General features: G+C 63.6%; 10 protein-coding genes. 4 read left to right on the top strand and 6 right to left on the bottom strand.

Annotated features, from left to right (window positions below):
• Window positions 1-298 precede the first annotated feature (298 nt).
• The 4 genes from H8B02_RS16530 to H8B02_RS16515 form a co-directional block, all read right to left on the bottom strand.
• A complete protein-coding gene (locus H8B02_RS16530; protein ID WP_092120354.1) occupies window positions 299-1138 on the bottom strand; it encodes a M48 family metallopeptidase in 840 nt (279 codons plus the stop codon).
• Between the two features lie 198 nt (window positions 1139-1336).
• Window positions 1337-2665 (bottom strand): polyhydroxyalkanoate depolymerase, encoded by a 1329-nt coding sequence (locus H8B02_RS16525; protein ID WP_229167203.1) that lies wholly within the window; start codon window positions 2663-2665, stop codon window positions 1337-1339.
• 128 nt (window positions 2666-2793) lie between these two features.
• A complete protein-coding gene (locus H8B02_RS16520) occupies window positions 2794-3618 on the bottom strand; it encodes an ABC transporter permease (RefSeq protein ID WP_229167202.1) in 825 nt (274 codons plus the stop codon).
• Window positions 3615-4439 (bottom strand): ABC transporter ATP-binding protein, encoded by an 825-nt coding sequence (locus tag H8B02_RS16515; RefSeq protein ID WP_229167201.1) that lies wholly within the window; start codon window positions 4437-4439, stop codon window positions 3615-3617. Before H8B02_RS16515 ends, H8B02_RS16520 begins: the two co-directional genes overlap by 4 nt.
• 105 nt (window positions 4440-4544) lie before the next feature.
• Between H8B02_RS16515 and H8B02_RS16510 the strand changes: the two genes are divergently transcribed.
• Together H8B02_RS16510 and H8B02_RS16505 are read left to right on the top strand one after the other, a co-directional pair.
• On the top strand, window positions 4545-5864 hold the full coding sequence (locus H8B02_RS16510) for an ActS/PrrB/RegB family redox-sensitive histidine kinase (protein WP_229167200.1): 1320 nt from the start codon (window positions 4545-4547) through the stop codon (window positions 5862-5864).
• Between the two features lie 134 nt (window positions 5865-5998).
• Complete coding sequence (locus H8B02_RS16505) at window positions 5999-6553, top strand: ActR/PrrA/RegA family redox response regulator transcription factor (RefSeq protein ID WP_092120369.1); 555 nt, start codon at window positions 5999-6001, stop codon at window positions 6551-6553.
• Between the two features lie 290 nt (window positions 6554-6843).
• Here the strand turns inward: H8B02_RS16505 and H8B02_RS16500 are convergent, their stop codons facing one another.
• On the bottom strand, window positions 6844-7326 hold the full coding sequence (locus H8B02_RS16500) for an MmcB family DNA repair protein (RefSeq protein WP_229167199.1): 483 nt from the start codon (window positions 7324-7326) through the stop codon (window positions 6844-6846).
• Between the two features lie 149 nt (window positions 7327-7475).
• On the opposite strand from H8B02_RS16500, the gene H8B02_RS16495 reads away from it, so the two are divergent.
• Window positions 7476-8594 carry a vWA domain-containing protein gene (locus H8B02_RS16495; protein WP_229167198.1) on the top strand — a complete coding sequence of 373 codons (1119 nt, stop codon included), beginning with the start codon at window positions 7476-7478 and terminating at the stop codon, window positions 8592-8594.
• A gap of 119 nt (window positions 8595-8713) precedes the next feature.
• Window positions 8714-10405 (top strand): alpha-amylase family protein, encoded by a 1692-nt coding sequence (locus H8B02_RS16490; protein ID WP_229167197.1) that lies wholly within the window; start codon window positions 8714-8716, stop codon window positions 10403-10405.
• On the opposite strand, the gene H8B02_RS16485 is transcribed toward H8B02_RS16490, so the two are convergent.
• Complete coding sequence (locus H8B02_RS16485; RefSeq protein WP_229167196.1) at window positions 10402-12009, bottom strand: alpha-amylase family glycosyl hydrolase; 1608 nt, start codon at window positions 12007-12009, stop codon at window positions 10402-10404. The two genes, H8B02_RS16490 and H8B02_RS16485, sit on opposite strands and share 4 nt — an antisense overlap.
• Between the last annotated feature and the right edge of the window lie 8 nt (window positions 12010-12017).

Here is a 12017-nt window from a genome sequence, read left to right as displayed (position 1 = left end):
CTCGGCGCCACCCAACCCGAACGCGCGGCCCGAAGCGGCGGCGGGCCTCGACGGCTGGCTGGCGGATCGGTTGTTTCGGTAGGCGCTGGGCGTAGCTACGTCGTCACTGCGTAGCCCGGATGAAGCGAAGCGAAATCCGGGGCCAGTCGCGCCGTCGGTGAAAGCTGCCCCGGATTGCGCTGCGCTCCATCTGGGCTACAAAAGTGCGTAGGATGGGTAGAGCGCAGCGAAACCCATCGCCTCTTGCACACGCCATGATGGGTTTCGCTGCGCTCTACCCATCCTACGAGTGCGCCGCCTACTCCTGAATCCCGTAGCGATGCAGGTCGTTGCCGTAGGTGTCGAGCCAGTTCTTGGCGCGCGTCACCGACGCGCAGACCTTGTCGACCACCCGCCAGAACCGCGCCGAGTGGTTCATCTCGACGAGATGCGCGACCTCGTGCGCGGCGAGGTAATCGAGCACGAAGGGCGGCGCCAGGATCAGCCGCCACGAGAATGACAGCGAACCCGCCGAGGTGCACGAGCCCCAACGGCTCGACTGGTCGCGGATCGAGATCCGCCGGACCCGCACCCCGAGTTCCGCGGCGTGCAGCTGCGCCGCCTTCTGCAGATCCTTGCGCGCCTCGCGCTTGAGGAAGTCATGCACCCGGCGATCCATGTGCTCGACGCCGCCGGCGACGCAAATGATCTTCTCGCCGCTGTCGCGCGTCTCGGTCCAGACCGTGCCGCGCTCGCCCGAGCGATGCACCAGCCGATGCGGCACGCCGCGCAACGGGACCACGGTGCCGGGCTGGAACGGCGCGGCCTTCGGCAAGCGGCCAAGACGGGCGGCGATCCAGCCGCCATGGATATTGGCGAACTCCTTGGCTTCCACGATCGTGCCGCGCGGCGGCATGGTCAGGATCGCTTCGCGATCGGTTGGATGAATCCTGAGCGTATAGCGGCGCGCGCGCCGGTGCCGGCGCAGCCTGACGGTGAAGAACTGGGAGCCGTGTCTGACCAATACGGTCGCGGGTTCGGCAGGCCGCCGATAGAGGAGCGCGCGAGTAGCCATTTCTGAGAGTCCGGGGAGCAGGAGTTCGCCCGAACTTTGCCATATCCGCCGCCAGGGAAAGCGCTCGGCGCAAAAACAAATCATTTGCCCAATATACAGGGGTTGGCCGTTAATTGACCTCTACCGGCAGGGGGCGGAACCGGAATTTTTCTGATGAATCAGAGTCACGAAAAAGGCCCAAGAGATGAAATTAAATTCATCACTTGAGCCTCGGCTGATTTGAGATTCTTTTAGTTAAATCAGTGGCTTGCGCGACTGCGATAATCGCGGCCGGGACGATACCTATTCGGCCGCGGCGACCAGGGAAAGCCGCGTATTGGCCGCCGAAACCATGAAATCGGAGATCCGCGGCACGATTTCGGAGCGGAACCGCGAGCCGTTGAACACGCCGTAGTGCCCAACGCCCTTCTGGACATAGTGCACGCGGCGATGGTTCGGAATCGCGGTGCAGAGCGCGTGCGTTGCCTCGGTCTGACCGAGGCCGGAGATGTCGTCCTTCTCGCCTTCGACCGTCATCAGCGCGACGCGGCGGATCTTCGACGGATCGACCGGCTTACCGCGATGGGTCATCTCGCCCTTCGGCAGCGCGTGCTTGACGAAAACGAGGTCGACGGTCTGCAGGTAATACTCGGCGGTGAGGTCCATCACCGCGAGATATTCGTCATAGAATTCACGGTGCTTGTCGACGAGATCGCCGTCACCCTTCACCAGATTGGCAAACAGCGCCTTGTGCGCGTCCATGTGCCGATCCAGGTTCATGCTGATGAAGCCGTTGAGCTGCAGGAAGCCCGGATAGACGTCGCGCATCACGCCCGGATGCGGGAACGGCACCTTGGTGATGACATTGTTGCGGAACCATTCGATGCCGCGCTCTTCCGCGAGGTTGTTGACCGCGGTCGGATTGCGCCTGGTGTCGATCGGGCCGCCCATCAGCGTCATCGACAGCGGCACGAACGGGTCGTTGCTGGCTTCCATCACCGAAACAGCTGCGACGACAGGCACCGAAGGCTGGCACACCGCGACGATGTGCATGTTGCCGCCGAGCGCGTGCAGCATCTCGATCAGGTAGTCGACATAGTCCTCGAGATCGAACCGGCCGGCCGCGAGCGGCACCATGCGCGCATCGGCCCAGTCGGTGATGTAGACTTCATGCGTCGGCAGGAACGCCTCAACGGTGCCACGCAGCAGCGTCGCATAATGGCCCGACATCGGCGCCACGATCAGCACGCGCGGCTGCGGCGAGCGCAACGGACGCGTCAGCTTGCGATCGAAATGCAGCAGGCGGCAGAACGGCTTTTCCCAGACCGTGCGAACCTCAACCGCCGTGCGGACGCCGTTGACCTCGGTCGTCGGCAGGTTCCATTCCGGCTTGCCGTAGCGGCGCGTGGTGCGCTCGAACAATTCGCAGCCGGCAGCGATCGACTTGCCGAACTCGGTGTGCGTCCACGGATTGAGCGGATTCTGAAACAGGATCTTGGTGGCGTCGGTCACGGCGCGTACCGGATTGAGCGACGCATGCGCCATCTCATACATCCAGTACAGCGGCGTCGTGAGTGCCGGGCTGCCTTCCGCCGCTAGTGGCGGGGCACCGCCAAATTCACCGATGGGCATAGTATTTTCAGACCCCTGTTTTGCGCCGCAGCATACTGACCAATGCGCAACAATGCGTCAATGCGCCGCGAGCCGAATCTGGGGTCGATATCGGGCTAAAACACCGAGAATCCACGAGAAAGTGACATTTATTCACCACCGCCGAGCAGCGATCCGTTGCGCTTGGCGCTCTGCAAAAGGGCAAGGAAGACCGCAAAAGAGGCAACGAACAGGATGGCGTTGATGACCAGAGCCCAGGCCATCAGGTCGGCACGGAAGGCGTGATCGATCAGCAGCGACCGCATGCCTTCGAACACATAGGTCGGCGGCAACGTCCAGGCGACATACTGTAGCCAGACCGGCAGCACCTCGACCGGATAGTAGATGCAGGCGAGCGGCATCACCGCGAACATCAGCGTCCAGACGATGCTCTCTGCGCCGAGCCCGTTGCGCAGCACGAGGCCTGAGGCGAACACGCCGACCGACCAGCTCGTGAAGATCAGATTGCAGAAGAACGCGATCAGCGGCAGCCCGATGGCGTAGAAATTGAAGCCGAAAAAGAACAGCGCCAGCAGCGTCATCGGGATCACGCCGATGGCAAGCCGGATCAGGCTCATGATCATCAGCGAGAGCAGGAATTCGATCGGCTTCAGCGGGCTCATCATCAGGTTGCCGAGATTGCGCGCCCACATCTCTTCCAGGAACGAGATGGAGAAGCCGAGCTGGCCGCGAAACAGGATGTCCCACAGGATCACGGCACCGATCAGCGTGCCGCCCGCCTTGGCGAAGAAGCCGGATGCCTGCGAGATGTAGTTCTGCAGGAAGCCCCAGGTGATGATCTGCAAGGCCGGCCAGTAGACCAGCTCCAGCAGCCGCGGCCATGACGACATCAAGAGATACCAATAGCGCAGCACCATCGCGTTGATGCGTTGCAGTGAAATGCCGCGCGGCTGATGGCTGACCATCTCGCTCATGGTGTGCCCTCTGGCGCGCCCTCCCGGAGGCGGCCGCGCGCCACGTCGAGAAACACCTCTTCCAGCGTGTCGCGGTTGTAGCGCGCCATGATCCCCTCGGGGCTGTCGTCATCCTCGATCTTGCCGCGCTTCATGATGATGACGCGGTCGCAGAGGCGCTCGACCTCCAGCATGTTGTGCGAGGCCAGCAGGATGGTCGCGTTATGGGTCTTGCGGTAGGTCTCGAGATGCTGCCGCACCCAGTCGGCGGTATCCGGGTCGAGCGATGCGGTCGGCTCGTCGAGCAGCAGCAGGTCCGGCTCGTTGATCAGCGCCTTCGCCAGCGCGACGCGGGTCTTCTGCCCGGCGGAGAGCTTGCCGTTGGAACGGTCGAGGAATTCCTTGAGATCGAGATCGGCCGCGAGCTGCTCGATCCGCTCGCGCAGATGCTTCACGGCATAGAGGCGGCCGAAAATGGTCAGGTTCTGCCGCACCGTGAGCCGCATCGGCATGTCGACATAGGGGCTCTCGAAATTCATCCGGCCGAGCACGTCGTAGCGCTGTTCGGGAATTTTCGCGCCCAGCACAGTGACGCTGCCCGAGGTCGGCAGCACCAGCCCCATGATCATCGCGATCGACGTGGTCTTGCCCGCACCGTTGCCGCCGAGCAGTCCGGTGATGCTGCCGCGCGCGATGCGGAAGGAGATATCGTCGACCGCGCGGGTGGTCTTGTAGACCTTGACCAGATGCGCAACATCGATCGCGGCCGATCCGTCCTGATCGGCCGCGGGCGCCTGGTTGGCCGCAGGCGCTTGCGCCTGACCTGTCCCGCGCTGTTGCATATCGCCGTCATTGAGCCATTGCGACAATAAGCGCAAGGCTTGCCCCGCGTGCTTGCGCTAGGTCGCGAATTTGTGCGCCGCCCACGGCACAGCTAAAGTCCAGAGATGACCGACTTCGCTTCCGATTTCCGCCAACCTCGCCGCTATGTCCGCCTGGATACGATCCTGCGGCTGCGCTGGCTCGCCGCGCTCGGCCAGCTCGTCGCGATCTTCATCGTCGCCCAGGGACTGGAATTCGACGTTCCGATCGTCCCCTGCGTCATCATCGTGGCGTTCTCGGCGCTGCTCAATCTGGCGCTGCAGATCGCGTTCAACCCGATGCAGCGGCTGGAGCCGGCCTATGCCGCGGCCCTGCTCGCATTCAACATCGTCGAGCTCGGCGGTCTGCTGTACTTCACCGGGGGCTTACAGAACCCGTTCTCGTTCCTGTTCCTGGCGCCGGTCCTGATCTCGGCCACGGTGCTGCCGATCCGCCTGACGATCGCGCTCGGCTGCCTTGCGGTCGCCTGCGCCTCGGCGCTGTTCTTCTATCACCTGCCGCTGCCCTGGGACGGCGACGATCCGCTGGTGCTGCCGCCGATCTATCTGATCGGCGTCTGGCTTTCGATCCTGCTCGCGATCGGCGTCACCAGCCTTTACGCATTCCAGGTGACCGAGGAGGCCCGCCAGCTCTCCGATGCGCTTGCCGCGACCGAGCTGATCCTGACGCGCGAGCAGCATCTGACCCAGCTCGACGGCCTCGCCGCCGCCGCCGCGCATGAACTCGGCACGCCGCTGTCGACGATCTTCCTGATCTCGCGCGAGCTCGAGAAGACGGTGCACGACCCGGCGATCGCCGACGACCTCAAGATGGTGCGCGAGCAGGCGCAGCGCTGCCGCGACATCCTGAGCAAGATTGCGCAATTGTCATCGAGCGGCGCGCCGTTCGACACCATGAAGCTGTCGACCCTGATTGAGGAGGCGGTGGCGCCGCATCGCGATTTCGGCATCAACATCAAGGTGCGGCTTGCTGTCGCAGCAACGCGCGAACCGGTCGCCGCGCGCAATCCCGCTATCCTTTATGGCGTCGGAAACATTCTCGAAAATGCGGTCGATTTCGCGCACCAGACCGTCGAGGTGAACGCGTGGTGGAACGCCGAAACCATCGAGATCGTCGTCTCCGACGACGGCCCGGGCATCGCGCCTGACATGCTGAAGCGGATCGGCGAGCCGTATTTGTCGCGCCGCCGGGGCGCAGATGAGGCCCAAAATGCCCGTGGCGGCCTGGGTCTGGGCGTTTTCATCGCAAGGACGCTGCTGGAACGCACCGGAGCCAAGGTGTCGTTTACCAATCGCACCTTCCCCGATCACGGCGCCGTGGTGCAGATCGTCTGGCCCCGCGAGCGCTTCGAGGAAGCCGCGCCGGCCGACGAAACCGAAGCCTAAGAACGATTCTTAATCGCAACTCTGGCATACCGGATGCATCGCTCTCTCCAGAGTTGCACGCGACTTTCAGCTGCCTTGGCAGCGCCGCAGTAGGACCCCATATAATAGGTGTCTGCCACAGGGAAAAATGGACCGTGAACGCCATCACTGAACTGAATGACCATGCCGACCGCTCGCTCCTCATTGTCGAGGACGACAAGCCGTTCCTGGAACGCCTGTCGCGCGCGATGGAGACGCGCGGTTTCGCGGTGAAGTCATGCGACACGGTATCCGATGGTCTCGCCGAGATCGGCCGTTCCGCACCCGCTTTCGCGGTTGTCGACCTCAGGCTCGGCGACGGCAACGGCCTCGACGTCGTCTCGGCCTTGAAGCGCAAGCGCCCCGAGGCACGCGCGATCGTGCTGACCGGCTACGGCAATATCGCGACCGCCGTCACCGCAGTGAAGATGGGCGCCGTCGACTATCTGTCGAAGCCCGCCGACGCCGATGACGTCGTCGCCGCGCTGCTCGCGACCGGCACCGAGAAATCCGAGCTGCCGGCCAATCCGATGTCGGCGGACCGCGTGCGCTGGGAGCACATCCAGCGCATCTACGAGATGTGCAACCGCAACGTCTCGGAGACCGCGCGCCGCCTCAATATGCACCGCCGGACCTTGCAGCGCATCCTCGCCAAGCGCGCGCCGCGCTAAGCGATAGCTTCATATAGTTTCGCGATGGCCGGGCTTTGTCCCGGCCATTTGCTTTTGTTGATTCGTAGGATGGGTAGAGCGAAGCGAAACCCATCGACTTCGCGCCGCGGCAACAAATAATGGGTTTCGCTGCGCTCTACCCATCCTACAGATCGTCAAAGCTTATCACCGTCATCCTGAGGTGCGAGCGCAGCGAGCCTCGAAGGATGGTCGGCCCGGCTCGTGGCCGTGCATCCTTCGAGACGCCGCTTCGCGGCTCCTCAGGATGACGGATGACAACCGTGCTTGTCCTAGAGTTCATGCCCCTGCGGATCGACCAGCCGGTTGATCCGCTGCGCTGCCGCCATCGCAAAGCGCACCGTCATCGCCTTGCGGGTGGCCGCCGGCAGGCGGTGCTCCGGCGCCTCGCAATGCAGATGCGCCCCATAGGCGTCGGCGACGATCAGGCCGGTGTCCGAGGGAAAAATCTCGCACGGCAGATCCTGCGTGAAGGCGAAGAACAGCCGGTCGCAATGCATCCGGTAGTCCTGCCATTTCTGGTCGGCACGCAAATCCTCGAGCGATGACTTGATCTCGACGATCCAGATCTCGCCGCGTTCGTTCAGCGCGACCAGATCGGCCCGGCGGCCGGACGGCAGCGGCAATTCGCTGATGCAGGAAAATCCCAGCGATCTCAGCAGCCGCGCCGTGCCGCGCGCGATCGCCAGCGCGGTTTCCGATTGGCGTCGGTCGGGCGCGGGCACAAGTGCGATCTGGCGGGCTGGCGATTCCATCGCTCAAGAATAGCCGATTCCGCACTCCAACGGCAGCGCCGGAATCGGCCACAAATTCGCACCCGGGCCGCCGCGATTTCGTGCCTCAAGCCACCGCGAAGCCGGTGGAACCTTGGTTCCGAGGGACGAAACTACTGGAGGAGAGACCCATGCGGTCACGCATCACACTTCGCTCGTTCGTCTTCGCTCTCGCAACCCTTCCGCTGTCCGCCGGACTCTCCTCGGCCTTCGCCAAACCTGTGGTCGAAGTCGCCTTCGTGCTCGATACCACGGGCTCGATGGGCGGATTGATCGAGGGCGCCAAGCGCAAGATCTGGTCGATCGCGACCGCGATTGTCGATTCCAATCCCGACGCCGATATCCGGATGGGGCTGATCGCCTATCGCGACATCGGCGATGAGTATGTGACCAGGAAGGTCGAGCTGACGCGCGATATCCAGGATCTCTACGCCAATCTCCTGGAATTGAAGGCGCGCGGCGGCGGCGACTGGCCGGAGAGCGTCAACGAAGCGCTCGACGTCGCCGTCAACGAGATGCAGTGGACGCAAGGCCGCGACAGCACGCGCATCGTGTTTCTGGTCGGCGACGCCCCGCCGCATATGGACTACGCGCAGGACACCAAATACCCGGTGACGCTCGCGGTCGCCAAGCAGAAGGACATCATCGTCAACGCCGTGCTCGCCGGCAACGCAGAGGATACCGAGCGAGTATGGCGCGATATCGCGCAGCACGGCAACGGTGAATTCATCCCGATCCCGCAGGATGGCGGCCAGATCGTCACCATCGAGACGCCGTTCGACGAGGACATCATCATCCAGCAGCGCGAGATCAACGGCACCGTGATCCCCTACGGCTCGCGCGCGCTGCAGAGGCGCACCGAATCCAAGACCCAGCAGTTGGCGAGCGTCGCCGCAGCTTCACCGGCGCGCGCCTCGGAGATGGCAAGCTTCATCAACAAGCGCGCCAAAGTGACGTCGGAGGCGGTGACCGGCGACGGCGATCTGGTCGCCGACGTCGCGGCCGGCCGCAACAACATTGCCAAGGTCAAGGACGAGGATCTGCCCGACAATCTCCGCGCCATGAAGCCCGAGGCGCGCAGCGCCGAGATCGACAAGCAGATCACCCAGCGCAAGGCGCTGAACGAGAAGCTCGCCGCGCTGGTCGCCAAGCGCGACAAATATGTCGCCGAGCACCGCAAGAGCGCGCCGAAGGCAGCATCGTTCGATCGCGTGGTCGAGGATACGCTGAAGGCACAGATCAAGCGGTAGTCACTCGCGCGGAGCGTCGTCTCGCTGCCTTGCGGGACGGCGCTCCGGGCAGGAACCCGCCGCCGCCTCGCCGCTTATCCCACGGCCGCCACCATGGGCGGACCGATGAGGGCTGCCTGGTGATCGACGACCTCTGGTACAAGAACGGCGTGATCTACTGCCTCTCCGTCGGCACCTATATGGATGCCAACGGCGACGGCATCGGCGATTTCAGCGGCCTGCTGCGGCGCCTGGATTATCTGCACGGGCTCGGCATCACTGCGATCTGGCTGATGCCGTTTCAGCCTTCGCCTTGCAAGGACGACGGCTACGACATTTCGGACTATTACGGCGTCGATCCGCGCTACGGCACGCTGGGCGATTTCGTCGAATTCACCCATGGCTGCCGGCAACGCGGCATCCGCGTGATCATCGACCTCGTCGTCAATCACACGTCGGACCAGCACGCCTGGTTTCGATCGGCGCGCAGCGCAAAGGACTCGCCTTACCGCGACTGGTACGTCTGGTCGGACAAGAAGCCCGCCAATGCCAACACGGGCATGGTGTTTCCGGGGGTGCAGAAATCGACCTGGACGCGCGACAAGCAGGCAGGAGCCTGGTACTTCCATCGCTTCTACGATTTCCAGCCGGACCTCAACACGTCGAACCCGCACGTACAGGCCGAGATCCTCAAGATCATGGGGTTCTGGATCCAGCTCGGCGTCTCGGGATTCCGTATGGACGCCGTACCCTTCGTGATCGCAACCAAGGGCGCCTCCGTGCGCAAGCCCGTCGAGCAATACGACATGCTGCGATCGTTCCGCGAATTCCTGCAATGGCGCCAGGGCAACGCGATCATCCTCGCCGAAGCCAATGTCTTGCCCGAGACGGACATGGAGTATTTCGGGCGCGATGGCGACCGCATGCAAATGATGTTCAATTTCCACGTCAATCAGCATCTGTTCTACGCGCTGGCGTCAGCGGATTCGAAACCATTGGCGAAAGCACTGACGGCGACCAAGCCACGCCCTCCGACCGCGCAATGGGGCCTGTTCCTGCGCAATCACGATGAACTCGACCTCGGCCGCCTCACCAAGGCGCAGCGCGAGACGGTGTTCAAGGCATTCGGTCCGGACAAGAGCATGCAGCTCTATGACCGCGGCATCCGTCGGCGCCTTGCACCGATGCTGGGCGGCGATCGCCGACGTCTGGAGCTCGCCTATAGCTTGATGTGCACGCTCCCCGGCACGCCCGTGATCCGCTACGGCGACGAACTCGGCATGGGCGATAATCTCGACCTGCCCGAGCGCGCTTGCGCGCGCACGCCGATGCAATGGTCGACCGAACCGCACGGCGGCTTTACCGAAAGCGATCGGCCATGCGTGCCCGTGATCGATCAGGGACCCTACGGCTATGAGCACGTCAACGCCGCCAAGCAGCGGCGCGACCCCAATTCGATGTTGAACTGGACCGAGCGCATCATCCGCATGCGCAAGGAAGTCCCCGAGGTCGGCTGGGGAGACTTCAAGATTATCGCGACCCGAAATCCTGCCGTCCTGATCATTCGTTACGACTGGCGCAACAACTCGGTTCTGTTCGTGCACAATTTCGCGGAAAAGCCGCTCGAGATATCGTTCGACGTTGGGCTGCCCGACGACGCCGGCGATCACCTCGTCAACCTTCTGACCGAGGATCACAGCCGCGCCGACGATAGCGGCCGTCACAAGCTTCTGATCGAAGCCTACGGCTATCGCTGGTACAGGGTCGGTGGGCTCGATTACCTGCTCAAGCGCAGCGATATCGACACCAAGGAGCCCCGCACGTCGCGTTAGTCGTCCTGATGCGGACCGAGAATCACGCCCTCGTTGGCGCGCAGGTCGAGCACGCCTTCGACCTTCTCGCCCTGCCGGTCCATGAAGGTCGACAGCAGAACCTCGTTGCTGAAGCCGATGGCGCTGGAGGAGACCGACGCTGGGACCGCGCCGAAATTCAGCGCGACCACGGCGACGCCCTCGGCGCTGCGCCGCCGGTAGAGCAGGACATCGCCGTGCGCCGTCACCGGCTCATAGCTGCCATAGACGAGCTGCGGCAGCTTTCGCCGCAGCGCGATCAGCGCCTTGTAGAGGTTGAGGATCGACGCTCGCTCCGCCTCCAGGCTTGCGACATTGTCGCTGGCGAAATCCTGCGCCAACGGCAGCCACGGCCTGACCGTCGAGAAACCGGCATAGCGCTCGGCGCTCCATTGCATCGGGGTGCGGCAGCCGTCGCGGCCGACGCCGATACCAGGCACGTTCTTCTCGAAGGGATCACGCACCTCGTCCGGCGCAATCGCAACCTGGCGCATGCCGATCTCGTCGCCGTAATACAGCGTCGGGGTGCCGCGCAGCGTCAGCAGCAGCATCGCGGCGACCGGCGCCTGCGCAGGCCCCACCCGGCTCGCCACCCGCGGCCGGTCGTGATTGCCGAGCACCCAGTTCGGCCATGCGCCCGGCGGCAGCGCCTTTTCGTAATCGGCAATGATCTGCTCGACCGAGCGCGCGCTCCACAAGGTCGACAGCAGCGCGAAATTGAACGGCATCTGCGCGCCGCGCAGATCGTTGCCGTAATAGGCGACCAGCCGGTGCAGTGGCAGATAGATCTCGCCGATCAGCACGCGGTTGTCGAACTCCTCGGTGACGCGGCGCATCTCGGTGATAACAGCATGGACTTCGAGCTGATCGGTCGAATATTGGGTCAGCACCTTCTCGTGCGGCGGCCGGCCCTCGCGATAATGCGGGTTCGGCGGATTGTCGCGGAATTCTGCATCCTTGATCAGGTGCCAGATCACGTCGACACGAAAGCCGTCGACGCCCTTGCGCAGCCAGAAGCGCATCACGTCATAGATCGCGTCTCTCACCTCGCCATTGCGCCAGTTCAGATCAGGCTGCTGGATAAGGAACGCGCGATAATAGTACTGGCCGGAGGCCTCCTCATACGTCCAGGCGCTGCCGCCGAACTCCGACAGCCAGTTGTTCGGTGGACCGCCATCCGGCGCCGGGTCGCGCCAGATGTACCAGTCGCGCTTCGGGTTATCGCGCGAGCTCTTCGCCTCGATGAACCACGGATGCTGATCGGATGTATGGTTCGGCACCAGGTCGAGGATCAGCTTGAGGCCGGAATCGTGCGCGGCCGCGACCAGCGCGTCGAAATCCTCCATCGTCCCGAACAGCGGGTCGATGCCGTTGTAATCCGAGATGTCGTAGCCGAAATCGACCATTGGCGACGGGAAGATCGGCGACAGCCAGACCGCGTCGACGCCAAGCCGCGTCAGATAAGGCAGTCGCGCGATGATCCCCCTGAGATCGCCGACGCCGTCGCCATCGCTGTCCCCGAATGAGCGCGGATAGACTTGATAGAAGATGCCGCGCCGCCACCAGTCCCTGTCGTCCCGATCCATCCCGTCCC

Origin of the sequence: Bradyrhizobium altum, assembly GCF_020889705.1 — a bacterium.
GTDB lineage: Bacteria > Pseudomonadota > Alphaproteobacteria > Rhizobiales > Xanthobacteraceae > Bradyrhizobium > Bradyrhizobium altum.
The sequence above is the reverse complement of the archived record's forward strand: the minus strand, read 5'-3'. Positions and strand labels throughout refer to the sequence as shown.

Bases quoted from the DNA above. Each gene is read 5' to 3' on its own strand.
- H8B02_RS16530 (WP_092120354.1), bottom strand. From the start codon at position 1,138: ATGATTTGTTTTTGCGCCGAGCGCTTTCCCTGGCGGCGGATATGGCAA.
- H8B02_RS16525 (WP_229167203.1), bottom strand. From the start codon at position 2,665: ATGCCCATCGGTGAATTTGGCGGTGCCCCGCCACTAGCGGCGGAAGGC.
- H8B02_RS16520 (WP_229167202.1), bottom strand. From the start codon at position 3,618: ATGAGCGAGATGGTCAGCCATCAGCCGCGCGGCATTTCACTGCAACGC.
- H8B02_RS16515 (WP_229167201.1), bottom strand. From the start codon at position 4,439: ATGCAACAGCGCGGGACAGGTCAGGCGCAAGCGCCTGCGGCCAACCAG.
- H8B02_RS16510 (WP_229167200.1), top strand. From the start codon at position 4,545: ATGACCGACTTCGCTTCCGATTTCCGCCAACCTCGCCGCTATGTCCGC.
- H8B02_RS16500 (WP_229167199.1), bottom strand. From the start codon at position 7,326: ATGGAATCGCCAGCCCGCCAGATCGCACTTGTGCCCGCGCCCGACCGA.
- H8B02_RS16495 (WP_229167198.1), top strand. From the start codon at position 7,476: ATGCGGTCACGCATCACACTTCGCTCGTTCGTCTTCGCTCTCGCAACC.
- H8B02_RS16485 (WP_229167196.1), bottom strand. From the start codon at position 12,009: ATGGATCGGGACGACAGGGACTGGTGGCGGCGCGGCATCTTCTATCAA.